Origin of the sequence: Nostoc sp. PCC 7524 (assembly GCF_000316645.1) — a bacterium.
Classification (GTDB): domain Bacteria; phylum Cyanobacteriota; class Cyanobacteriia; order Cyanobacteriales; family Nostocaceae; genus Trichormus.
Genome location: NC_019684.1, coordinates 1 through 25,184, shown reverse-complemented (window position 1 = coordinate 25,184; position 25,184 = coordinate 1). Strand labels below are relative to the sequence as shown.

Genomic DNA, 25,184 nt, shown 5'->3' with positions numbered 1-25,184 from the left:
AGGGAAGCGCAAAGGGGCGCGGAGTTTTTTATGGTGAAGTTAGCTAATCCGTTGTATTATCCGGGGGCTGTTTTGGTTGGGGGTTTGACTCTGTTTGTTGGGGTGCGGTTGGGACATTTGTCTAGTTTGGTGATGATACCTGTGGCGAGTGGTGTGGCGGTGGCTGGTGCTAGTTTTTTAAAGTCTCGTGAAGGTGAGGTGTTAGAGTTAGATAATCCAGCTTTGGAACGGGAAATATTAACAGTTAAATCTTCGGCTTTGGCTTTGGCTAATCAAGCTAATGACATACGTTTAGAGGTACAGAGGTTATTAACTGATACTTTTCAGGTGGAACTTTTGACAACGGTTTTAATGAGTTGCGATCGCGCCACCGAACTTCCAGGTAAAATTGACGCATTAGTGTTTAATCTACATCATACCAATTCACTCCTTTCTATCGAGGCTTTACAACAGCAACTCACAGAAGTACAAAAGAAGTTGCCCTCTAGTTCTGGGGTAGCTCAACGACATCTCAATCAATTAGCAGAGAGTCTCAAACACAATATACAGTTAGCACAAGAAGGTGAAGATAGTCGTCTAGCCAGGATTATTAATATTGCTACTTTAATACAAAATTTTTCAGGTGTATTGCAAAAATTGCAAACCAGATTACGTACGTCTGATTTAACTGATTCTGAACAAATTAATGGTTTACAATTAGTTGCTGATGAACTAAGCAGCCTTACAGAGAACCTGGATTTAGTAGTACGACAATAACTTTATTGTGTAGGTAGATGAGGGATAAATTTTAAGAACGAAACTATATCACAAGTGACTATTATTTCTGTTTTCTACTGTATAAATGAAGAAAAAAAACAGCCATTTCAAAAAGTTTACCTTTGCTGTCATCATTGGAGAATCATTGATAGTTATACCAATGTTGATATTGACGCTTGGTAAGTCAGTTAACTTAAAATGTCAACGAATTGAACCTAATCATGTTAACTGTCAGCAGCAGGTTAGCCATTTATATGGTTTGTGGTCAAATGCACCTACATCATTTAGGTTAACGGGTGTGGAAGTAGAAGAGTATGTTTTTAAAGAAGATTTACCTGAAGGGACTTATATTGATCTCCAAACTAATAATCAAGAAGAAAATCGATATTTTTACGGGAGTAATTTAAAGGCAGCATTAGCAGATAAAGAACGCCTGGAAATACTACTAAATAATACTGGTCAATCATCACTAGAAATTACAGTTAAAGATACTTATTTTAGTGCTTTAAATTTTCTCACAACCTGGGTAGGTCTCAACATTATTATTGTATTTTCGATTGTTTTATTCACTTTCATTACTCTGATTATGTTTATCGTGATGGTAGTTACCGTTAGTCACTTTTACCGCAAAACAAAATAATATGAAATCCAAAAAAACTAAATTTAACCGTAAAAATCAAGTTTTTACCTCTGTCGCGATTATCCTAGCCACATTAGGTTTAACTTACGCCCCAATTCCTGGTTTACAGCAAACTGTGGTAGTTGTTAGTGGTACAGAACTACAAGAACCACTGCAAAAATTAGAAGCAAAATTTGAGCAGGAAAACCCGAATATTAAATTGGAACTCAAATTTCAGGGTTCTCAAGAGATGGTTAACAATTATGTTGACCAGAAGAATGATTTTAAAGCTGCGGTGTTAATTCCTGCCAATGGAGAAATTTTAGCAGAATTGAGCGATCGCTTACGAGCCACCAACAACACCAACCCGTTTTATGATTCTCCCACACCCATCGCTAAAACCCTACTCGTAGCCATTGCCTGGCCACAACGAGGTAAAGTCCTGTTCCCAGATGGACGTTTCCAATGGCAAAAAGTTGAACAAGCAATGCAAGCTAGTAATTGGGGAAAAGTCGGTGGTGCTAATGACTGGGGTAGCTTTGATTTTGTCACCACAGACCCCACTCGTTCTAATAGTGGTCAGGTAACGCTGAACCTGTGGACACAAGCAAAATTAGGTGCAAACATCAACCAAAATAGTTTTAATAACCCATCTGTGCAATCGTTGTTTGGGTTAGTGAAAAAATCAGTTTATCAGCCACCCCGGTCTACAGATATTCTCCTACAAGAATTTATTGCTAGAGGTCCCAACGATGCAGATGTGGCTACAGTATATGAAAGTATAGCCCTCTATCGTTGGCAACAGTCAACTGCTAATCAAGGTAAACCTTACCAAATCTACTATTTAAATCCTACAAGTGAATCTATTGCTACAGCCGCAATTGTCCGCCGGGATGTTGATAATTCAACAGCAAATGCAGCTAGGAAGTTTTTAGAGTTTCTGACACAACCTGCACAGCAAGAAATCCTAGTTCAGTATGGTTTCCGTCCGGTGAATAATGCGGTTGATTTAAAAACTGTACCGAATAGTCCCTGGACTCAAAATATCCCTGGGGCAGAAGTTAAACCCACTGTCCAAACCATACCACCACCAAACACTCAGATAATTAGAGAAATTCAGCGTGTTTGGGAAAGAGCAAATTAATTTAACTGCTTGGCGATAATTGCTTGATAGGCTTGAATAGTTTGTTTAGCGATCGCATCCCAGCTAAAATTTTCTAAGGCATAATTTCTCGCATTGAAACCCCGACGCTGACATTCTTGGGGATTTTGTAAAGCTTCTTGCAGTAAGCCTACCAAAGATTCTACATCTGTTGTTCCTACCCAACCAGATTCACTATCACGCACCTGTTCCCAAATATGCACTTGGTCGGAAATTACAACAGGTTTTCCTGCTACCATTGCCTCAGCTACAGCAATACCAAAGTTTTCATAGTAGGAAGGTAAGACAAATAAATCAGCCGCTTGTAGTAGACTAGCTTTCAATTCACCACTGACAAAACCTGTAATAGTAGTGTGCTGTTTTAAAGATGAATTAGCAATTTTGTCTTTGATTTTTTGTTCATAATCTGGGTCTTGGGGACTTGCACCAGCTAAAACAAAATGAAACTTATTACCCAAATCTAGAAGCTTTTCTAGTGCTGGAAGTAACAAATTTAAACCTTTTTTGGGGTCAAGTCGTGACATAAACAGCACCAAAGGAACATCCTCTGGTATACCGAACTTAATACTGACTAGATTTCTTCCATTTTGGGACGAAGATTGAGGAGGAATCACACCCAAAGGAATTACTAAATCTCTTGTAGCTACACCAAATCTTTCCGAGATTTTTGCTTCTTGCTCACTGGTAAAATGAATTGCGGCTGCTTTAGCTAAATTGCGACGTTCAATAATGTTTACATACAGCCTTTTCAATTGCTTTTTCTTCATTAAGTCAGCCGGGTCAAGCGTTCCTAATGGACGTAAAATATAGGGGAGTGTTTGTTGACTACACAGAACCGCCGCCGCACTACTAACAGGAGAAAATAAAGCATGAATATGTGCCAAGTCAAACTTATTGGCGTGGATTTTTAACCAATTTAGTAAATCCAAAGAAAATTTATATCTACGAAATGGCGCACAGCGAAAATAGATAATTTCATAACCATCTTGTGGGATAGGAACATTTAAAGGTACATCCAGAGGTTTTTGACCAGTATCACCATTGCTATCAGTGGTCAGTACCGTAACTTGTACCCCTTCTTTAGCCAAAGCAGGGGCTAGTCCTAACACCATTTGACTAGGGCCACCATAAACTAAAGAAATAGATGGAACAATCTGTAAAATTTTCATTTTATTTAATTTTTATTGATTAGAGGTCTATTTAGCTTCGTAAAAATTAAATATGAATCCTATATATTCATTTCACAACTAATGACTAATAACTATTGACCATTAACCAATTCCTGATAAAACTCAAATTGTTGCTTTGCTAAAGCTTTATTAGTATACTGATTCATAACTTTTTGATAACCGATTTCACCTAATTTATCAGCCAAATCCGGTTTTTCTATTAGTTGTAATAAACAATCAGCTAAAGCTTGTGTGTTACCTTCAGGAAATATTAAACCAGCATCACCAATTACATAAGGTATTTCGCCAGAATCAGAACCAATCGTAGGTACTTTACAAGCCATTGCTTCAATCAGTACATGACCAAACTGTTCTTTCCAACCAACAGAAGTTAGAGTTTTAAATTGGTATGTAGTCTCTGAAGGTAATACCAATGTACTCATTAAATTAATATAGTTGGTGACTTCATCATGAGGAACACTCTCTACAAAAATCACCCGATCTTGAAGATTATTTTCTGCTGCTAATTTAACTAATTCCTCTTTTAAAATGCCGCGTCCAAGCAGTAATAACTTCCAAGGTTTATTTTGTAAAATAATTAATGATTTTACAAGAGTTAATAATCCTTTTTCTGGAACAAACCGCCCTACAAACCCCACAACAAAATCATTAGATTTAATTCCCAATTTAGCCGCCAACTCTGGTTGTGCTTGAGGTTTAAACAGAGTTTCATCTACACCCAATTGCGGCATAACTTTAATTGCACCTTTATAACCCCGTTGTTTTAAAACGTCAGCCCCATCCTGATTACCAGAGATAATACCATGACTGTGATTGAGGTTATATTTTTCCAATAAAGCGACTGGTAATTTTAATTCGTAAGGTAAATTCCACCAAGTGAAAAAGATATTTTTCGCCTTCAGTCCTAACATGGGGATAGTCTTGATTTAACATATCTATAATGCTATCCCGTAGCGGTTCCTCTCGTCCGTAGGTTGGTATAATTACGGAAACCAAAGGCAAATTACTCATACTACTTTCATACTCAATTTAAGTTGTTGATACTTTTCTTACCCTGTAAGAGTGGAATCTAGAAAAATTTTGCTTGTAATCCTTTTTTCTTAATTTTTGTTGCTTGAGGATTTTCGTTTTCCTTCTCTTGTTTATCTATGATTGGTAGTTTAAACAATACTCCCGCAAAGAACCAATAATACACAGCTACTGGATCGACATCTAGAGGGTAGTAGTAAGTGTTGTAACTAATAAACAATATAAACACCCATAAAGCTGCGCCGTAAGTTCGGAAATTACGGTTTTTTATGGATCGATAAGTTTTAAAGGCTACGATTGTGAGAGTAGTAACTAAAGCCACAAAACCCAGTAATCCTACAATTCCCACTTCGTATAAGACTTTAGGGTAGTAAGTTTCCACTAACTTAGTTCTACCCAAAGCTCGCGCCGAGTTTGTCGCTCGACCCAAACCACTACCGATGGGAGTATCTACGCTTCGCCAATTCTCCTCAAATTGCTGGACAATAAACTCTTGAGGTGGTGAAGCTGACCAACGACCAAAAAAACTATCCGTCCTCTCTTGGACGACATCAGGGTTAGTCACCATCGCAATTCCCAAGATAGCAGCCAGTCCTATACCAATGGGAATAAATCGTTTCAGGTTAGCAATTTGACCAGTCAAGAATAGTAAAATTACAAAACAAGTTGGTACTAGCCCAAGAGCAATTCTCTGTCCAGAGACAACTGCATTAATAAACACCGTAGCCATAGAGCCTAGACTGACAATCCGCCAAATTATGGAAGGATCAGAGAAACCTGTTGCAAAGGTAAAAAAGGTGCTGGCAATTAAAAACCATGCCCACTGCCAAGGAGCGACAAAAGTTCCTGGTAGACGAATCACCCCTTGGTCTGGACTATAAACTAAGGAACCACCAAAGTAACATCGGGCTTCTAGTGTGGCTTTAAATAAGTCAGCTCCCGATGCGTTTCTAGTACCTTCACAGACTCCGGTATATAAAAGTAAGTATTGAATAATACCTAATACTCCACAGATGAGGATGAGGCTAATCTGTAAGCGGGATAGAAATAGAAAATCCTGTTTGTTGCGAATTAAATAGTAAGTGCAGCCAATTAATGGTACATAGCCTAAAAATACTTTTAACCCCAGAATACCTATACCAATAGGTATTTCATTACTAGCTTGTTCGAGGAGTCCCACGCTGGGTGGATTTAATTGCTGTCCACCATTGATGAACAGAAGAGTTAGCATACATAAACCAAATAAAATAAATAGTGGCGTTCTAATTGCTGGGGGGACAATTAAAGGTAGTTTTTTCTGGCGACACATTTGCCAAATGGCAATTAAAGCGGGAAAGTAGAAAGCATCTTTTGCCAATTGCAGTATAGGGCTGTTACCAATGTAGTAGGTTATGGTTCCTCCAAATGGTACGTAGGCTAAAAAAGCGAAAAGAGCTATACGGGGGTATTTGTAAGAAAGAGACATGATAATGATCCCTAAAACACTAGGAATCGCTACCTTAATTCCTGCTACGGCAAAAGCTACAATTCCCACAAAGATACTGACAAACGAGACAGTAGTCAGCACGCTAATGAGTTCTTTTCGTGCTTGGGCTGCTTTGCGCTTTTGGGCTAACTGTTCCTTAATACTTAGAGTAGGAGTGTTAGATTTTTCTTGCTGTTTTGATTTTTTAGAACGGGGTGATTTTGATTTTAATTTTGGCATATAAAAATTTAATTTATTGATTGATAAATTAATTGGCGCTCCTGTAATTTGTGCAAGCCAAATTCATTTTCAATTGCTTGATTTAATTTCTTCCGATTGAAAATGCTAAAATTCAATCTTGTTGAATTATAAAAAAGATGTTCTCCTGTCTCTAAGATATAAACTGCACCTGGAAATGGTAATGATTTTAGAAATACTGATTGTTCGGACAAGCTAGCCTTGGCTTTGCCATGCTCTATATAAAATTTATAGTATCCATAATCACGATCATATTCAGGATTCTCTGGCAAATAAGTCAAGTCATAACGAATAATATTACAAGTCCCACACATCTGATAAAAATTTCGTCTTTTAATATAAATATGTTGACTACCCTCCTGATATTTATAACCTTTATTGACAACCCAACCATGACTTGTGGGATTTTTTTCTACAAACTCTGCTAATTTTTGACTGACACAATCATCAGCATCTATGGGCATAATATGAGTAGGAGAAAACTGCCGAGCCAGAGCTACTCCTTTCAATAGTTTTCGTCCTTTATCAATTGCTCCTGTGACTGTAGAATTTTTGGCTTTTGCAGGTAGAAAATCAACTTGAACATAGGTGACATTGGGATGCTGAAAATCTATTTCTGGTTTTTCATGGCAAACAACAATCACATGAAAATTAGATGAGGTTTGATTACAAGCTGATTTCAGGCTTCTTTCAAAAAGTTGTGTAACACGCTGCCAAGACTTAGAAGCTTTCTGACTTTTGAGCGGCATCACAAAAACAAGCATATTATTACCTGTGTATTTACGTAAACAATAATACTTAGATAATAACAATTAATATTGATAAAAATGTTTAGTTACAGTGTATTTCCGTAAGGAAATATAACTAATGTGTAAAAAATAGATAAAAGATGCCATTAAAGTTTTGTATATAAAAATGATATTCAGTCAGAGCATAGCAATGCTATGCCCTGTAAAACCTAAGACAAAGAATGTTTCAGCCTTGATTAAATGGCCAAGTGTTGTTGCACTTGCGCTACAAGTTCTGTTGTCCAATAGTTAGCTAGTTCAGCATTGGCAGCTTCTACCATTACTCTGATGACTGGTTCTGTCCCAGAAGCGCGGACTAAAATTCTGCCACCATCACCCATTGCGGCTTCCGCAGAGGCGATCGCCTGTTGCACCGGCTCGCAATTTTGCCAACTCAAACGGCGATCGCGATCTACAACTCGGACATTCCGCAATAATTGGGGATAGGTTTCAAAGCTTTGATCCACTAATTCCGCTAAGGAAACACCAGCCTGTTTCACTAAACTAGCTAAATGTAAAGCTGTTAACAAACCATCTCCGGTAATCCCATAGTGACGGCACAGGATGTGTCCAGACTGTTCGCCGCCGAGCATTCCCCCAGTCTTTAGCATTTCGGCTTGCACATATTGGTCGCCTACAGCCGTGCGAATCAATTGACCACCCTGTTGTTGCCATGCCCTTTCAAACCCTAAATTGGCCATGACAGTGGAGACAATCAGGTTATCTGGCAGTTGTTGCTGTTGTTTGAGGTGCTGTCCCCAGAGGTAGAGAATGTAATCACCATTGACTGGGCGGCCTGTGTGATCTACTGCCAAGACGCGATCGGCATCACCATCAAAGGCAAAACCTAAGTCGGCGTGATGTTCTTGCACAGTTGCTTGCAAAATTTCTAGGTGGGTAGAACCGCAATTAACGTTAATGCGATCGCCATCTGCTTGATTATGCAAACAAATGACTTCTGCTCCCATTTGTTCAAATACTGAAGGTGCTAAACCAACGGCCGCACCCCAAGCTAAGTCTAAAACAATCTTGATGCCTTGAAGATTCCCAGATGCCTGCAAGGGTTGTTTTAACGCTTCCCCGTAATTCCCTATTAATTCCCAACGTGAGTAATGTCTGCCGTAATGGCTCACACTGTCAATGAATGTCGTCTTACCACGTAGTCCAGTTTCAATTTCAGCTTGCAAAGCTGGAGGTAACTTAGCACCATCTACGCCAAAAATTTTAATCCCATTATCTTCTGGTGGGTTATGGCTAGCGGAAATCATTACTCCACCGATAGCTTCACTGCTGCTAGTCAGATAAGCAACACAAGGAGTCGGACATAATCCTAAATACCAAACTTCTATACCCGCAGCTGTTAACCCAGCACTCACAGCCATTGCTAACATATCGCTGGAGTTGCGAGAATCCTGTCCTAGAATCACTGGCCCGACTCGATTCGCGTGGGTACGTAGAACTACACCAGCCCAGAAACCCACTTGCAATGCTAGAGGCGCACTCAGTAATTCTCCTACTCTGCCACGAATCCCATCCGTACCAAATAGAGGATTGTTTGGTAGAGATAGTAAATTTAGCGCCTCATACCTCTCCAGTTCTTTCCCCAATTTCTCAGATTCAGTACCAGAAACTACTCGAATGTCACCTTGATTCCGAGTTATTGATGAAACCATAAGCTTAAACACCCCGCACACTCACACTGGAAATTATCACTTTACAAGTTATTCAACTATTTAGATTCAACAAATCCTAGTAAATACCCTTTACTTTGTCTTCATGATAGTTATTTTTCTGAGGAGAAAAAATTTCCCAAAGGCATATTTCCAGTAATTTCACTGAAAAGCTATCAATTTATTGTAAAGTTTTGATATAAAGGTACTTTTTCGATTTTGATGCTCCTCAGTTTAAACTCTGATTGCGTTATTGACTAGGGTTAACTGGATATTTTTTAGGGCATAGGGGAGGCAGTGCGTTGGTGAGGCAGTGCGATCTTGGGGGTTTCCCCCATGAGCAACTGCCGAAAGGCTTTCCCGACTTGAGCCAAGTTGCGTGTGTAGGGGAATGCTCCGAAAGCCGTGAGTGCTGTTAGGGACACCAAAAAATAAATTATTCCAAATTGACGGTCTACTACTTCTCTCAATATACAAGGGTGCGTCAGTATGAATAATTTCTTCGTACAGCTAAGTTTTCTCGCACTGACGCACCCTAAATTTTGGATATTTTTTTATCTGGAAGTTCCTTAGTAGAAGCGGAGCTTGAGCAGCGTGCTGATTGTTGATTGCTGTTAGCGTAGGAAGGCGTAGCCTGGTAAGCGTCAATAAGTTATTAACTTTTCTCCCCTGCTCCTCTGCTCCCCTGCCCCCCTGCTCCCCTGCTCCCCTGCCCTCTGCTCCCCTGCCCCCAGCCCCCAGCCTTCTACCTTCTGCGCTTAAGAATTTTTAATATAAATTCTCATCAAATAGTTCTAATGTAACGTTTTAATGGCATTTTTTAGCCGTTCGTAATTTAAAGCTCTGGCAGTTGACCTTTTAAAGTTGAGAAATTTAGTATGAGCAGCAATTTAGCAAGCAAACTGCGTGTAGGTACAAAAAAAGCCCACACAATGGCAGAGAATGTAGGTTTTGTCAAGTGTTTTTTAAAAGGGGTTGTTGAGAAAAGCTCTTACCGGAAGTTAGTGGCTAATTTTTACTACATCTACTCCGCGATGGAAGAGGAGATGGAAAAGCACAGCCAGCACCCAATTGTCTCTAAAATTAACTTCCCCCAACTCAACCGTAAGCATACCTTAGAACAAGACCTGAGTTACTACTATGGTGCTAATTGGCGGGAAAATATCCAATTATCACCAGCCGGGGAAGCTTATGTACAACGCATCCGCGAAATTTCCGCAACCGAACCAGAATTATTAATTGCCCATTCCTACACTCGTTATTTGGGCGATTTATCTGGGGGTCAAATTCTCAAAAACATTGCTGTGACAGCAATGAATCTGAATGACGGGCAAGGAACGGCCTTCTATGAATTTGACGAGATTTCTGATGAGAAAGCATTTAAAGCTAAATATCGTCAAACATTGGATGAACTACCCATTGATGATGCCGCAGGCGATCGCATTGTTGATGAAGCTAACGCCGCCTTTGGAATGAACATGAAGATGTTCCAAGAATTGGAAGGTAACTTAATCAAGGCTATTGGAGTGATGTTGTATAACACCCTCACCCGCAGACGCACACGCGGTAACACCGAACTTGCCACTGCTGAGTAAAAGTAAATTTTTGTAAAGCAATATTAAGCAAAATTTAGGGGCAGCCTCCCTAGGTTCATCTGCTTTCAGCAGGCGATCGTGGGGAAGTTGCCCCTAGTGTTTGGGGATAGATGATAGATGATAGGTGACAGGTTACAGGTGACAGAGTGAGGAATACCCTATTCCCTGTTCCCTGTTCCCTTAGAACATCCCCATGCCGCCCATGCCGCCCATGCCGCCCATGCCGCCCATGCCACCCATGCCGCCCATACCGGCATCAGCAGGCATTGCAGGTTTCTTCTCTGGTTTTTCTGCAATGATCGCTTCGGTGGTTAAAACCATACCAGCAATTGAAGCAGCGTTTTGCAAAGCTGAACGGACAACTTTAGCAGGATCGATAATACCCGCAGCAATTAAGTCTTGGAATTCTCCGGTAGCAGCGTTGTAACCCATGTTAAATTCACTGTCTCTGACTTGGGAGACAATGACAGAACCTTCTGCACCGGCATTGTTAGCAATTTGACGCAAAGGAGCTTCTAAAGAGCGTTTGATGATATCCGCGCCAATTTTTTCTTCTCCGTCCAGGCTATTCTTAATTTCGTCTACTTTCTTGGACAGGTGAATTAAGGTTGTACCACCACCAGGAACAATACCTTCTTCTACAGCCGCCTTGGTAGCGTTGAGTGCGTCTTCAATCCGCAGCTTGCGGTCTTTGAGTTCGGTTTCTGTGGCTGCGCCGACTTTAATTACTGCTACACCGCCAGCTAGCTTGGCAATGCGTTCTTGTAGTTTCTCTTGATCGTATTCAGAATCAGTTTCTTCCAACTGCTTGCGAATTTGAGCAATCCGCTTTTGGACTTCAGGCTTGACAGCACTACCAGCAACAATAGTGGTATTTTCTTTGTCAATGGTGATTTTACGAGCAGTTCCCAACATTTCCAAAGTAGCTGTATCTAAGCTCAGACCAATTTCTTCGGAAATCATTTGTCCATCGGTGAGGATGGCTATGTCTTGCAACATGGCTTTGCGGCGTTCGCCAAATCCGGGGGCTTTAATTGCCGCCACAGTCAGCACACCCCGCGCTTTGTTAACTACTAAAGTAGCTAAGGCATCTCCTTCTACATCTTCAGCAATAATCAGCAGAGGTTGACCTAAACGGGCAATCTTTTCTAAAACAGGAACTAACTCTTGGATGCTGCTGATTTTCTTGTCGGTGATCAGGATGCGAGCGTTTTCAAACTCTACCGTCATCCGTTCGTTGTTGGTGACGAAGTAGGGGGAAATGTAACCTCTATCAATCTGCATCCCTTCTACTACTTCTAATTCGGTGGTGAGGGATTTAGATTCTTCAACGGTAATTACACCGTCTTTGGTGACTTTTTCCATTGCTTCGGCAATCATTTGGCCGACTTCTTCATCGTTACCAGATGAAACAGTGGCAACTTGAGCGATCGCACTGCCTTCTACTGGTTTGGCTACCTTAGCAATTTCTGCTACAAGTGCTTCAGTAGTTTTATCAATGCCACGCTTTAAACTCACGGGGTTGCTACCAGCTGCCACGTTCTTCAAACCTTCTTTAATCAAGGCTTGGACTAAAACAGTAGCAGTGGTTGTCCCATCTCCGGCAACATCTTTGGTTTTAGATGCTACCTCTTGGATGAGTCTGGCACCAGTATTTTCTAAAGGATCTTCTAATTCAATTTCTTTAGCGACAGTGATACCATCGTTAACAATTTGGGGTGTACCAAATTTTTTTTCTAAAAGTACGTTGCGACCTTTTGGCCCCAAGGTGATTTTCACAGCATCAGCTAGGGCGTTGACACCCCGTTCTAAGGCTCGCCGTGATTCTTCATCAAATGAAATAATCTTTGCCATGTTTCCTTTCTCTAGCGGTTCCATTAGACAATTTAGCACTCACAGGTTCAGAGTGCTAAGTACCCAAGCTAAACAGATCACATCTGAAAATCAAAAAAATTGATTAATATACACTTGATGCTCATGTAGGATACTGGCAGTAATGGTTAAATCGGGAGATGAATTTCTACGACTCCCTTAAGTCTATTGGCATTGCTAACCCTAGCGGTTCCGGCTGGTTGGCAGTAGCATTTACGTTTATCTTGGCTTGGTTGGTAACTTGGCGTTTAATTCCCACAATTCGTAAATTCGCTTTGCGGGTAGGTTGGGCTGACCAACCAAACGCCCGAAGACTCAACCAAGAACCATTGCCGAATGCAGGCGGTTTAGCTATTTATGCGGGAGTAATTGCCGCATTGGTACTAGCTAGCCTTTTGAGACCCATTGAACTGCAAAATGTCTTAGCTCAGGTACTGACTATTTTACTGGGAGGTTCAATCCTAGTCTTGGTCGGCTTTATTGACGATCAGTTCGGATTACCCCCCTCTGTACGGTTATGGGCGCAGATTATTACGGCACTGTTACTGTTTGCTAATGGTATTAGTGTTGATGTTGTTCTAGGTACGCCTATTGACTCAATTCTCTCGATGTTATTGACGGTGCTGTGGATCGTGGGGATTACCAATGCTGTCAACTTAATGGATGGGATGGATGGCTTGGCTGGAGGAATTAGCTTTATCACTGCCATGAGTTTACTAGGAGTCGCTGCCCAGTTTCCCAATCGGGCTGCGGCTATCTTAGTGTTGGCAGCCTTGGGGGGTGCAGCCTTGGGCTTTTTGCGCCATAACTTCCACCCCTCAAGGATTATCATGGGTGATGCCGGAGCCTACTTCTTTGGTTATGTGCTGGCTGCTACCAGTATTTTAGGTAATCTGCAACGGAATACCATTTATGCTCTAGGCCCCGCAGTTTTATTTCTGCTGTTACCTGTACTAGATACTACACAAGTGTTTGTCAGACGGCTGTTAGCAGGTAAAAACCCGCTCAGTACCCCTGGTAAAGACCACTTACACCATCGTCTCCTGGCTTGGGGATTTTCTCAACGCCGTGCAGCACTTACTTTATGGTCAATTACCTTAGTTTGTAACCTGCTGGCTATGAGAATCCAAGGTATGAGTGCCGCCGTGATTGTTGCCACTACCAGTGGGATTATTATCCTCCTCGGCTTTACTGTTTGGCACAAACTCCGTAACAGTTGATTTTGCCATCAAGAATTACATCACCATGCCACCATCGACATTAAACACTTGTCCAGTAATGTAAGCAGCAGCCGGATCAGCAGCCAGGAAGCGCACCATCCCAGCAATTTCTTCTGGTTGACCGTAGCGACCTAGAGGAATATATTTGAGAATTTCATCGGCTTTGAGATCACTGGTCATATCCGTGGCAATAAAACCAGGGGCGATCGCGTTAACGGTGATCCCACGGGAAGCCAGTTCTTTAGCTACGGTTTTCGTAAAGCCAATCACACCTGCTTTAGCCGCACTGTAGTTAGCTTGACCAGGATTACCCATCTGTCCGGCTACGGAGCTAATATTGATAATCCGCCCAGAACGCTGTTTCAGCATGATTTTACTGACAGAACGAGTACATAAAAATACACCAGTGAGATTGAGGTCAATCACTGCTTGCCAATCTTCCAGCTTCATCCGTAAAAGTAGGGTGTCACGGGTAATCCCTGCATTGTTAACTAAAATATCAACGCGTTTGAACTTGTCCATGACAGCATTGATGAGTGCGTCTACCTGATCGGCTTGGGAAACATCAGCTTGGAGAGCGATCGCTTCCCCACCAGCACCAGTAATTTCTGCCACGAGATTATCAGCTGCACCGCTAGAACTAGCATAATTAACCACCACAGTAGCCCCATAGGTAGATAATTCTAGTGCGATCGCTCGTCCAATCCCCCGTGAAGCACCTGTGACAATTGCCACTTGCCCTTTTAAATTTTCACTTAAAATCGCCATAAACTATTCCTCAATATTGCAAATTACCGCGCTAATGATCTTATGGTGATTTGTACCTGCAACTTACCAAGAATTCAAAATTCACTCATACCCTACGGGTAAGCGTAAGCCTACACAATCCAGAAAAATGTTTGATAACACAATCAACATTTCTTTCCCCGTCCCCAATCCCCAATCCCTAATCCTCAATACCTATGCCTTGAGGATGAGGCAAAGAATTAATCAACAATAAAAACAAAATAATGTTACACCGTTTTCAGAAAGCACACATTAATATTGAATTCAATCAATAGAAAATTGGTGTGTGTCACATGACTACTAAAAAGCAATTCAACAGCTTTGAAGAGATGCTGTCTGGTTCTGATGTACCCGTTTTAGTAGATTTTTATGCTGAATGGTGTGGCCCTTGTCAAATGATGGTTCCGATTTTAGAACAAGTAAATGCTCAACTTAAAGACCGTTTACGAATTGTCAAAATTGACACTGAAAAATACACAGAGTTAGCCAGTCAGTATGAAATTTATGCTCTACCAACACTGATCCTCTTCAAAGAAGGTAGGCCAGTAGATCGCATTGAAGGTGTGTTACAAGCACCACAATTAGTGCAACATCTGCAAAGTTTGATTTAATTCTTGTTAACTTAGAGATGCAAATATTTGCATCTCTACACCTTGGCTGATTAATTAATCAATAAAAAGGATAGTTGATTTGTAGCAAATTATTTTATTTTAAAGCAACAAATTCAAAAATATAAAGAGCGATAGTCTGCGTCTTACTGTAGGCGATGGTGCAGAGCGCCCACCATAGGCGATCGCATGATTGCTTCTCAGCAAAAATGTGGTTAAGCGCCTATTTTATATAAGAATCAACCAATTGGGTGATCCAATTGTAGGAGGTGGACAGGAGTCAAAAGGTAGATGCTTATAAACAAGAAAAAATCCACCACACCTAACTGTGGTGAGGAGTAAAAATCATGCCACTAAAACTTAAACATATTACTAACACATCTATTCTTGTCCTAGTCTCTGTCGGTAGTGCGATCGCAACTACAGAACTATTGATGCCACAACAACCAGCACTAGCTCAAAAATCTGTAGGGCAATGTATACAAAACCTCAGAAACCGTGGTGTTTCAGGACGCGAGGCGGCAAGGATTTGTCGAAACCGACGGGGTGGATATTGGGATGATTACAGAGGTAGAGGACAGTATATAGAGTTACAAGCGAGGTCTGGCCCGACACTAGAAGGGCGTTGGCGCTATTCTGCCCCTGGTGTCCCCTATAACGCCATGACCAGAGCAGGTTGTCAACAGATCTCTGGTGATGATTGGCGCTGTCCCACACCCAGAATTCGAGTTCAAACCCAAGATGGATGGGGGCAGTATCCAGGACAAAACGAACGCGGAAGGTTTATAGAGTTACAAGCGAGGTCTGGCCCAACACTGGAAGGGCGTTGGCGCTATTCTGCCCCTGGTGTCCCCTATGACGCAATGATCAGAGCAGGTTGTCAACAGATCTCTGGTGATGATTGGCGCTGTCCCACACCCAGAATCAGAGTTCAAGTCACGCAGAGGTATTAAGGTAGCTAGAAAGAGAAAGAGACATAAGTGCTGTTAGCTTTCTTCGGGGCGATGAGTCGGTTGTGGTTAGCCTTACATATAAAGGTGTAACTTCAGCAGTCAGATATTGGTCTGGCTGCTGAAGTCTGCTTCTAATAGTCTAGTAGTCTCATCTATTACTTAGCTGATGCGCCTTAAAACTGAAAAGCGGTAGGCTAGAAAGTAAAGTTCAAAAAAGACTATGACACCTGAAGAAATTGCGGCAACTCTGACAGACTTATTTGGTACAGCCAATGTGGAGAAAATCGCACCTGGATCATGGCAGATAGACACACCTACATTTAGACTATTAATACTGCTGTCAGAAGATCACAGTTGGCTGAGAGTTTTACTACCAATTGTGCCAGCTACAGAAGCTCAACCATTTTTAGCACAATTTTTAGAAGCCAACTTTGATGACACCCAAGAAGTACGTTACGCTTTGTATGACGGCGTAATTTGGGGAGTTTATCAGCATCATAGCGGTAGTTTGGTCAGTGCTGATTTAAGTAATGCGATCGCGCGCTTAGTATCTTTGCACGACGCTGGTTTAAACGATGTCTTCAATCGTCTACTAGAAAGTCGTGTCCGGCAAATTATTCAAGCCGCTAAACAGCAAGGACAATCTCTGCAAGCCACAATGCAAAACTTAGAACGATTCTATGCCGAAGGATTATTAGGAGAGATTAACCAAACTCCACAAGCCAGAGAAGAAGTTTTAGCCGCTTGGCAAAGACAATTAGAAAGACTATGGCATGAAGTAAATATTAACCCACAATAAATTAATGGATATCATCGCAATCCTAAAAGCAGATTATCAAAGATTTCCAGATCATCAAACCTACAATATTTATGCTGAGGATGTGTATTTTCAAGACCCCTTAAATAGCTTTCGCGGTGTAGAACGTTATAAAAAAATGATTAAATTCATCCAAACGTGGTTTTTAAATTGCCGAATGGACTTGCATCATATTCAACAATTGGGAGACACTATCAAAACCGAATGGACACTCAGTTGGAACACGCCCCTACCATGGAAACCGCGCATTGAGATTTCTGGCTGGAGTGAACTAGGACTTAACTCCGATGGCTTAATTGTCTCTCACATCGATTATTGGCATTGTTCCAAGCTAGATGTGTTGAAACAACATATCATTCCCTAAATTCTCCGCGTACCTCTGCGCTTACCTCTCTCCCCCTCTGCGTTTAAATAATATACTTAACCCAAAAGAGCGATCGCAATGGCTGATAAAGAACTTAAACAACTAATTGAAACTAACGCTAAAACCGTCCAATCTATGCTAGACGAAATGGCTGACGCACGAGAGGAACGCCAAGAACTCCGCGAAGGCATGATCCAACTACAAAAAGCAGTAGAACGATTAACGCAAGTACAAGAGGGAATATTCAATTTGTTGCTGTCAGTAGATGGTGAGCGCCCCACAATTCTTAACAAACTCTCAGAAATCGAAAATAAACTAGATCAACTTTTACAAGGGAATAGGGAGTAGAGAGTAGAGGAGCAGGGGAGAATAACTATTGACTCATGCCCCCAATCCCCAAAACCATCGATAATGGAGATAGCGTAAATAAATGTAAACAATTCTCAGGCAGGGCAGAATCATCCATGCGAGTAATTTTAATGACAGGAAAAGGCGGCGTGGGTAAAACCTCAGTTGCAGCAGCAACTGGACTCCGTTGTGCAGAATTAGGATATCGTACACTGGTTTTGAGTACAGACCCTGCCCACTCATTAGCAGACAGTTTTGACTTAGAACTAGCACACGCACCCCGGCAAATTCGCCCCAACTTATGGGGTGCAGAACTAGATGCACTACAAGAACTAGAAGGAAACTGGGGTGCTGTGAAGCGTTATATTACCCAGGTTTTACAAGCCAGAGGATTAGAGGGAGTCCAAGCAGAAGAATTAGCCATCTTGCCAGGAATGGACGAAATTTTTGGCTTGGTAAGAATGAAACGCCACTATGATGAAGGCGAGTATGATGTTTTAATTATCGACTCTGCTCCCACCGGTACAGCATTGCGACTTCTGAGTTTACCAGAAGTCGGTGGCTGGTATATGCGGCGTTTTTACAAGCCATTTCAAAACATCTCAGTTGCACTCCGCCCCCTAGTTGAACCTATATTTAAACCAATCGCAGGGTTTTCTTTACCAGATAAAGAGGTGATGGATGCACCTTATGAATTTTATGAGCAAATTGAAGCGTTGGAAAAAGTATTAACAGATAATACCCAAACTTCAGTTCGCTTAATCACCAATCCAGAAAAGATGGTGATTAAAGAATCTCTACGCGCTCATGCTTATTTAAGCTTATACAATGTTGCCACAGATTTAGTAGTGGCTAATCGCATTATCCCGGCTGAAGTGCAAGATCCATTCTTCCAAAGTTGGAAACAAAATCAGGAAGAATATCGTCAAGAAATCCATGAAAATTTTCTTCCTCTACCCGTGAAAGAGGTACCCTTATTCTCTGAAGAAATGTGTGGTTTAGCAGCCTTAGAGCGTTTAAAAGAAACACTCTATAAAGATGAAGACCCCACTCAGGTATATTACAAAGAAACGACTGTCAGAGTCGTGCAAGAACAAAATCAATACAGCTTAGAATTGTACTTGCCGGGAATTCCTAAAAACCAAATTCAACTCAGTAAAACTGGAGATGAATTAAATATTACGATTGGCAACCATCGCCGCAATCTGGTCTTACCCCAAGCCCTAGCAGCACTCCAGCCCGCAGGCGCAAAGATGGAAGAAGACTATCTTAAAATCCGCTTTGCTGATAATGTGAGAGTTTAATTTAGTGGATGAAGTGGGTAACGAGATAATCCATGAACACTAAATATTACTATTAAGAGGTTCTTCAGCAACTTTATCAGGCGCAATCAATATTGCGTCTTTTTTTGGCAGATTTTTTTGTTTTGGGTTCAGGTTAGTTTGATTAAATTGTTCTTCCTAAGTTGAGCAATATATTACCTAAAAATTATTGGCATTTTTAGATATTTAACTAATGTACAGACAGCGAAATTTGTTAGGTAAATTTTGACCGTAGTTTTACTGTGGACAATGTGATTAATTGAAAACCAAAATGTCTTTAGATTTATAAAAATCTGGCGATTATTCTAAAATTCATTTCACTAAAACCAATGTTCCCGATCGCTCAACCACTGCAAGTTAGCCTTAATCAAGAAAGCATACTACGCAGCATCACAACTCGTATACGTCAATCCTTAGAATTGGAAGATATCATTACAGCGACAACGGCTGAGGTACGTTCCTTACTGGGAACTGACCGAGTGATGATTTACAAATTCCATGCAGATGCAAGCGGTCAGGTCATTGCTGAATCGATTTATGAAAATCGCCTACCCTCATTGCTGGGCTTAAATTTTCCAGCTGATGACATTCCTCCCCACGCCAGAGAACTATTGATCAAATCCAAGGTACGTTCTGTCGTCAATGTTGATGCAGGGCAAATTGGGCAAAGTCCCTTATACAACTTGGAAACAGGAGAACAAATAGCAGAAGAAATTTGTTATCGTCCCGTAGATCCCTGTCATCTGGAATATCTCACTGCAATGGGGGTGAAGTCTTCCGTTGTTGCCCCAATTTTTCATCAAGATACACTCTGGGGATTGCTGGTATCCCATCACTCTGAAACCCGCAACATTTCAGAGAATGAGTTAGCAGCCATGCAGATGGTTGTCGATCAATTATCGGTAGCGATCGCCCACAGTAACCTCCTCACTCAATCCCGTGCCAAAGCCCAACGGGAAGCAGTAATTAACCGCATTGCTACCCTACTACACTCATTACCCACAGTTGTCTTACAACCAGCTTTAGAAGCAGCCGTTAATGCTTTTAACGGTGTTGGTGGTCGGCTTTGTCTGAGAAATGAAGCTTTTGATCTCAACAATGGCAATCACAAGAGTTTGGCAGAATGTTTGATTCCAGGTAGTGATTGTATTCGACTTTATACTTATGGACAGCAACCACTCATCCCAGAACAAACTATCTATCCCCTCATAGAGCAGTATAGCGTCTGGCAGGAACACTACAAATCCCATGAGTATGATGTGTGGGCAATTACCGACATCTATCAAACTTCCGCCTTACGAAGTTTACAACCTGTTTTTCAAGCAACGAAAATTCGTAGCATTTTGATGATTCCATTGGAATATCGTCAACAGTTGCTAGGATATTTAAGCATTTTCCGCAATGAAATAGACACAGAAACTCTCTGGGCTGGTCAGCATGATCCTGATCAAAGGCAAATTTACCCCCGCCTATCATTTGAACTGTGGCGTGAATCTAAGAAAGCCCAAGCTCAACAATGGACAATTGAAGACATTGAACTAGCTAGAGAACTCGGTAAACACTTTGCTTCAGCGATTCAGCAATATGAACAATACCAACAGATACAAGCCTTCAATGAGAATTTAGAAAAACAAGTTCAAAAGCGCACTCTTGAGCTACAACAAACCACAGAACAACAACAAACAATATTCGGGGTTGTTAATAAGATTCGTGAATCTCTGGATACTGATATTATCTTTCAAACAACTACTAAAGAAGTTTGTCAACTCATCAAAACAGATCGGGTTTCTGTGTATCGCTTCAACGCTGAATGGGGTGGTGAATTTGTTGGTGATTTTGAGGCTGCTAGTCCCCATTGGTCTAATGAATCCCAATTAGGTATTAATTTAGTTTGGAATGACACTTACTTACAAGATACAGAAGGTGGACGCTACCGCCATAATGAAACTTTTGCAGTAGATGACATCTATAAAATGGGGTTTGCTCAGTGTCATATTGATAATTTAGAACAGTATCAAATTCATGCTTTTATTCTTGCTCCCATCTTTTTTGGGCAAAAACTTTGGGGTTTATTAGCAACTTATCAACATTCTGGTTCTCGTCAGTGGAAACCCTCAGAAGTTAATTTCCTCACTCAGATTGCTGCCCAATTAGGAGTAGCATTACAACAAGCTGAACTCCTAAGTCAAACAAAACAGCAAGCCCAAAAGTTATCTCAAGCACTACATCATTTACAACAAACCCAAACCCAACTGATTCAAACAGAGAAAATGTCCTCATTAGGGCAATTGGTGGCAGGTGTTGCCCACGAAATTAATAACCCAGTCAACTTTATTTATGGCAATCTCTCTCATGTCAGCGAATACGCTAAAGATTTGCTCAGTCTGGTGGAGCTTTATCAGCAGCAATTCCCTGATGGAACTTTGGAAATTTTCGATTTGGTAAATAAGATTGATTTGGAGTTTTTATCGGAAGATTTACCCAAAACTTTATCTTCTATGGAAATTGGGGTGGAGCGTATCCGTCAGATTGTCATGTCTTTACGAAATTTCTCTCGTCTCGATGAAGCAGAAATGAAAGCTGTAAATATTCATGATGGTATAGACAGTACCTTGCTGATTTTGCAGCATCGCCTGAAAGCAAAACCGGAAAGTCCTGCGATTAAAGTCATCAAAGAGTATGGTGACATTCCTTTAGTAGAGTGCTATGCCGGGCAGATGAATCAGGTGTTTATGAATGTTTTGAGTAATGCCATTGATGCTTTAGAAGACTATCAAGACAAGCAATTACAACCCCATAAAAGTCAGATTACTATCCGTACTAGCATTGGCGAGTTACAGGGCAATATTAAAAGCATCGTGATTCGCATGACAGATAATGGCCCAGGCATACCAGAAAGTGTAAGAAGAAGGATATGTGATCCATTTTTTACTACTAAGCCAGTAGGTAAGGGTACTGGCTTAGGATTATCAATTAGTTATGGGATTGTAGTCGATAAACATGGTGGTGTATTTAAATGTGATTCGCAGTTAGGATCTGGGACAGAATTTTGGATTGAAATTCCTATGCAACAAAGTAGGAGTTAGGGAATAGGTGACAGGTGACAGGTGACAGGTTACAGGTGATAGGTGACAGGTGACAGGTGACAGGTTATGGGTTAGAGAACTCTTGAGCTGTAATACCAATTCACAAAAAATTTGATACAGATGCAAACGCTAAAAGGTATGCTGAGTCTCAATTTCTTAATTTTGAATTTTGTAGGCTTGCCTTTCCGTAGGGTATTTTGAATTGGTATAACCTGTCACATTCTTAATTTCTCAATTGGATTGGCATGGCTAGATAAGTCATCTTTAAACCACCCAAGGGTGTAAAAATCACTGGAGTCAGTTCTTGATTCAGGTGCATTTGAATTTCTGAGGATGGCAAAGCTTTCAAGCCTTCCATTAAATACTTGACGTTAAAGGCAATGTCTATATTTGTGCCAGAAATTTGAGCAGACATAGACTCTCTGCCACTACCCATTTCTTGAGCTTCACAAGATAAGGTAAGTTCTTGAGCATCACTATCAATTGTGAGTTTAACAATATTATTTTTTTGATCAGCTAATACGGCAATTCGCTCTAATGTACTTAAAAATTGTCGGCGCTCAACTGTTACTTGTCGTTCAAATTGGCGAGGAATAAGTTGCCGATAAGCTGGGTATTGGCCTTCTAATGTCCGACTGGTGAGGCGTTGATTACGCCATGAGAACACAACTTGACCTTGATCTAAATATAGGGCTATGGGTTCATCGGAAGCAGCATTATGAGCTAACATCCGTTCTAGTTCTCTTAATGCTCTAGCTGGTACTGTCACCTCTAGTTGTTGCTCAGTATCTTCCACAGGCTGCTCGTTGCTGGTTTCTACCACTGCGAGGCGATGTCCATCAGTAGCAGCAAATTCCAATGCGTCTTGTTTCACTGTGAGATGAACTCCTGTGAGGACTTGCTTTGTTTCATCCCCACTGGTAGCAAATAATGAACCCCGCAAGCCTTCAATTAATGCTGTGGCGGTGATATTGATGGCTTCGGTGTTTTCAATTAAAGGTAATTCGGGAAACTCTTCCGCACCCATAGCGCGTAACTGATATTGTCCAGTTTTGGGTGTGAGGGTAACAACTAAACCCTCTCCTGTGGCTTTGCTATCTGCCGATTCATCATCTAGGGTAATTTCTCCCTCTGGTAGACGAGAGGTGATATCTACAAGTAACTTAGCAGGAAGTGCGATCGCTCCTCCTTGCCAAACTTCCGCATTAAAGCTGGTGCGAAGACCCAAACTGAGATCAAAGGCTGTTAAGCTTACCTGGTTAGTTTGAGCATCTGCTTGTAGTAGCACATTGGCAAGTACGGGATGAGTCGGCCGTGACGGTACAGCACGACTGACAAGGGAGAGATTGCTACTGAGGTCGCTTTGGGAGCAAACTAATTTCATAGTTAGATTTAGCTGGTGAGTGAATATACTAACATCCCTAGTTCAGTCTGGAGTAGGGATTGGAGAGGAGAGGAGCAGAGGAGAATAACTATTGCCTATTGCCTATTGCCTATTACTTATAGTCTGTGGAAAACTTGTGGAAAACATTGAGGTTTTTTCCACAGGGTAATTATACTTAATGAAGTTTTCCACGAAAATATCAAGTTTTCCACAAAAAAATCACTATTTTTCCACAGAGGAGAAGGAAATTTAAACTGTTTTTATACATTACTTAATATTTTAATTTGTGTTCGGCGAGTGAGATGATTACTGGTTGTGGAAAACAATAAATTATTGTCAAGTTGTTTTATGGGAACGGCTAGTCATATTGATGCGATCGCTCAGTTGACGTAAAGTTTGAGCTAAGGCGCGATCGCTCTCCCGGAGTTGAGTAATTTTGTCACAACTATATAACACCGTTGTATGGTCTTTACCACCAAATTCTTCGCCAATTCTCGGTAAACTCAAATCAGTGTGTTGCCGCATCAGATACATCCCAATTTGACGCGCCCAACTGATTTCTCGGCGACGGGAGTTACCTTTAAGGTCTTCTATGGCAATATTAAAATTGTCAGCTATCACCGTTAAAATCTCTTCCGGTCTAGCTGCGATTTTCTCCGTAGGGGTTTCTAAAACTGGGGCAATGTTTTCTACCGTCATCGGTAAACCCCAAATCGAAATGTAAGCCAACGCCCTGGTTAAAGCTCCTTCTAGTTCCCGAATATTAGAAGTATAATTAGCAGCAATATACTCAATTACATCACGGGGTAGCCTAATATTTTCGTACTCAGATTTTTTTTGCAAAATAGCCATTCTCGTTTCTAAATCTGGAGACTGAATATCAGCAATCAAGCCCATCGAAAATCGGGAACAAAGACGCTCTTGTAATTGAGGTATCTGGTTTGGTGGACGGTCGGAAGCAATCACTACTTGCTTACCAGCTTCATGTAATGTATTAAAAGTATGAAAAAATTCTTCTTGAGTATATTCCTTACCTTCAAGAAACTGGATATCATCTACTAACAACACATCAGCTGCCCGATAATGTTCTCGGAAACTCTGCATACTATCATTACGAATAGCTGTAATTAAATCGTTAGTAAACTGTTCTGTAGAAACATAAAATATCTTAGAATCTGGACAAATTTCTAAGCGATAGTGTCCGATAGCTTGCATGAGATGAGTTTTACCTAAACCGACACCACCACATAAAAATAAAGGGTTAAACTCTCGCCCAGGAGATTCTGCCACAGCTAACGAGGCGGCATGAGCCATACGACTATTTGCACCGACCACAAAGCGAGAAAAGGTATATTTAGAGTTTAATTCTGTAGTTGTTTGCTTTTTTTTCGGAATAGTTTCTGCAAAAATATTGGGAGTGGGTAATTCCCAACCAAGTGCTGATTCTCCCAGTTCACAAACTGCATCACCCTGAACAACTTTAATAGAAATTTCTATAGGATAACCCAAAATATCTTGCACAACATTGGCAATTGTAGTGATGTAATACTTTTGTAACCAATTGCGAGCAAAAGGGTTAGGAGTCATGATTACCAAACAGTTATTTTCTAACCGTTCTGCGCTAGCAGTTTTAATCCACGTTTCAAAGGTGGGACGGGATAATTCGATCTGTAAACGCTCTAATACCTGACTCCATAAACTGTCAATGGGAATTTCCATCATTTACCACCTTTGCTGCTAATCGTCACAATAGAAGATGTGAGCCTCCAACCAGCGCGACTACACGCTAGCAACAGATGAAAGCGACACTTGTTCTTTCCCTGCACCCCTAGTTTCTTGAAAGCAAGCATCAAATTAGATTGAGATGCTCTAGACCCGGAACCAGTTTTTGA

At 41.1% G+C, this 25,184-nt stretch carries 20 protein-coding genes and 2 pseudogenes; 12 read left to right on the top strand and 10 right to left on the bottom strand.

The features are described 5' to 3' along the window. Positions 1-30 precede the first annotated feature (30 nt). From NOS7524_RS00110 to NOS7524_RS00100, 3 genes are all read left to right on the top strand, one after another. Positions 31-756, top strand: a complete 726-nt coding sequence (locus NOS7524_RS00110; protein ID WP_015136419.1) for a hypothetical protein — start codon at positions 31-33, stop codon at positions 754-756. An 85-nt stretch (positions 757-841) separates the two neighbouring features. Beyond that, positions 842-1,396: a hypothetical protein gene (locus NOS7524_RS00105; protein WP_015136418.1), complete on the top strand. Its 555-nt coding sequence runs from the start codon at positions 842-844 to the stop codon at positions 1,394-1,396. 1 nt (position 1,397) lies between these two features. After that, positions 1,398-2,519: a substrate-binding domain-containing protein gene (locus NOS7524_RS00100; RefSeq protein ID WP_015136417.1), complete on the top strand. Its 1,122-nt coding sequence runs from the start codon at positions 1,398-1,400 to the stop codon at positions 2,517-2,519. On the opposite strand, the gene hpsP is transcribed toward NOS7524_RS00100, so the two are convergent. From hpsP to glmM, 6 genes and pseudogenes are all read right to left on the bottom strand, one after another. Next, on the bottom strand, positions 2,516-3,706 hold the full coding sequence (gene hpsP, locus NOS7524_RS00095) for a hormogonium polysaccharide biosynthesis glycosyltransferase HpsP (protein ID WP_015136416.1): 1,191 nt from the start codon (positions 3,704-3,706) through the stop codon (positions 2,516-2,518). The genes NOS7524_RS00100 and hpsP overlap by 4 nt on opposite strands. 92 nt (positions 3,707-3,798) lie before the next feature. Next, a pseudogene (locus NOS7524_RS00090) lies at positions 3,799-4,638 on the bottom strand (glycosyltransferase); the annotation flags it as partial. Then, positions 4,637-4,738 (bottom strand): annotated as a pseudogene (locus tag NOS7524_RS30505) (hormogonium polysaccharide biosynthesis glycosyltransferase HpsN); the annotation flags it as partial. The pseudogenes NOS7524_RS00090 and NOS7524_RS30505, both read right to left, overlap by 2 nt. A 58-nt stretch (positions 4,739-4,796) precedes the next feature. After that, positions 4,797-6,461 (bottom strand): hormogonium polysaccharide biosynthesis protein HpsL, encoded by a 1,665-nt coding sequence (gene hpsL / locus NOS7524_RS00085; protein WP_015136415.1) that lies wholly within the window; start codon positions 6,459-6,461, stop codon positions 4,797-4,799. Between the two features lie 8 nt (positions 6,462-6,469). Further along, on the bottom strand, positions 6,470-7,243 hold the full coding sequence (locus NOS7524_RS00080) for a glycosyltransferase family A protein (RefSeq protein WP_015136414.1): 774 nt from the start codon (positions 7,241-7,243) through the stop codon (positions 6,470-6,472). A 221-nt stretch (positions 7,244-7,464) separates the two neighbouring features. Next, a complete protein-coding gene (gene glmM, locus NOS7524_RS00075) occupies positions 7,465-8,940 on the bottom strand; it encodes a phosphoglucosamine mutase (RefSeq protein ID WP_015136413.1) in 1,476 nt (491 codons plus the stop codon). Between the two features lie 875 nt (positions 8,941-9,815). On the opposite strand from glmM, the gene NOS7524_RS00070 reads away from it, so the two are divergent. Then, complete coding sequence (locus NOS7524_RS00070) at positions 9,816-10,532, top strand: biliverdin-producing heme oxygenase (RefSeq protein WP_015136412.1); 717 nt, start codon at positions 9,816-9,818, stop codon at positions 10,530-10,532. 180 nt (positions 10,533-10,712) lie between these two features. Here the strand turns inward: NOS7524_RS00070 and groL are convergent, their stop codons facing one another. Then, positions 10,713-12,386 (bottom strand): chaperonin GroEL, encoded by a 1,674-nt coding sequence (gene groL / locus NOS7524_RS00065; protein WP_041555042.1) that lies wholly within the window; start codon positions 12,384-12,386, stop codon positions 10,713-10,715. Positions 12,387-12,544: 158 nt separating this feature from the next. Between groL and NOS7524_RS00060 the strand changes: the two genes are divergently transcribed. Continuing rightward, on the top strand, positions 12,545-13,624 hold the full coding sequence (locus tag NOS7524_RS00060; protein ID WP_015136410.1) for an MraY family glycosyltransferase: 1,080 nt from the start codon (positions 12,545-12,547) through the stop codon (positions 13,622-13,624). A 15-nt stretch (positions 13,625-13,639) separates the two neighbouring features. Here the strand turns inward: NOS7524_RS00060 and fabG are convergent, their stop codons facing one another. Then, on the bottom strand, positions 13,640-14,392 hold the full coding sequence (gene fabG / locus NOS7524_RS00055; RefSeq protein ID WP_015136409.1) for a 3-oxoacyl-[acyl-carrier-protein] reductase: 753 nt from the start codon (positions 14,390-14,392) through the stop codon (positions 13,640-13,642). A gap of 311 nt (positions 14,393-14,703) precedes the next feature. Between fabG and trxA the strand changes: the two genes are divergently transcribed. The 7 genes from trxA to NOS7524_RS00020 all read left to right on the top strand — a co-directional run bounded on the left by trxA (position 14,704) and on the right by NOS7524_RS00020 (position 21,908). After that, complete coding sequence (trxA, locus tag NOS7524_RS00050) at positions 14,704-15,021, top strand: thioredoxin (RefSeq protein WP_015136408.1); 318 nt, start codon at positions 14,704-14,706, stop codon at positions 15,019-15,021. 344 nt (positions 15,022-15,365) lie between these two features. Next, positions 15,366-15,971, top strand: a complete 606-nt coding sequence (locus tag NOS7524_RS27675) for a hypothetical protein (RefSeq protein WP_015136407.1) — start codon at positions 15,366-15,368, stop codon at positions 15,969-15,971. Between the two features lie 220 nt (positions 15,972-16,191). Further along, on the top strand, positions 16,192-16,770 hold the full coding sequence (locus tag NOS7524_RS00040) for a hypothetical protein (RefSeq protein WP_015136406.1): 579 nt from the start codon (positions 16,192-16,194) through the stop codon (positions 16,768-16,770). Positions 16,771-16,774: 4 nt separating this feature from the next. Continuing rightward, positions 16,775-17,152, top strand: a complete 378-nt coding sequence (locus NOS7524_RS00035; protein WP_015136405.1) for a DUF2358 domain-containing protein — start codon at positions 16,775-16,777, stop codon at positions 17,150-17,152. 78 nt (positions 17,153-17,230) lie between these two features. Then, the gene (locus NOS7524_RS00030) at positions 17,231-17,500 is read left to right on the top strand and encodes a hypothetical protein (protein ID WP_015136404.1); all 270 of its coding nucleotides are present in this window, start codon (positions 17,231-17,233) and stop codon (positions 17,498-17,500) included. 116 nt (positions 17,501-17,616) lie between these two features. Next, complete coding sequence (locus tag NOS7524_RS00025) at positions 17,617-18,804, top strand: TRC40/GET3/ArsA family transport-energizing ATPase (RefSeq protein ID WP_041555471.1); 1,188 nt, start codon at positions 17,617-17,619, stop codon at positions 18,802-18,804. Between the two features lie 347 nt (positions 18,805-19,151). After that, positions 19,152-21,908, top strand: coding sequence for a GAF domain-containing protein (locus NOS7524_RS00020; RefSeq protein WP_015136402.1), 2,757 nt, complete (start codon positions 19,152-19,154; stop codon positions 21,906-21,908). A 223-nt stretch (positions 21,909-22,131) separates the two neighbouring features. Here the strand turns inward: NOS7524_RS00020 and dnaN are convergent, their stop codons facing one another. Together dnaN and dnaA are read right to left on the bottom strand one after the other, a co-directional pair. Further along, positions 22,132-23,292 (bottom strand): DNA polymerase III subunit beta, encoded by a 1,161-nt coding sequence (dnaN, locus tag NOS7524_RS00015; protein ID WP_015136401.1) that lies wholly within the window; start codon positions 23,290-23,292, stop codon positions 22,132-22,134. A gap of 336 nt (positions 23,293-23,628) precedes the next feature. Further along, entirely contained in the window at positions 23,629-25,011 is a 1,383-nt protein-coding gene (gene dnaA, locus NOS7524_RS00010) for a chromosomal replication initiator protein DnaA (RefSeq protein ID WP_015136400.1), read from the bottom strand. Positions 25,012-25,184: the final 173 nt, after the last annotated feature.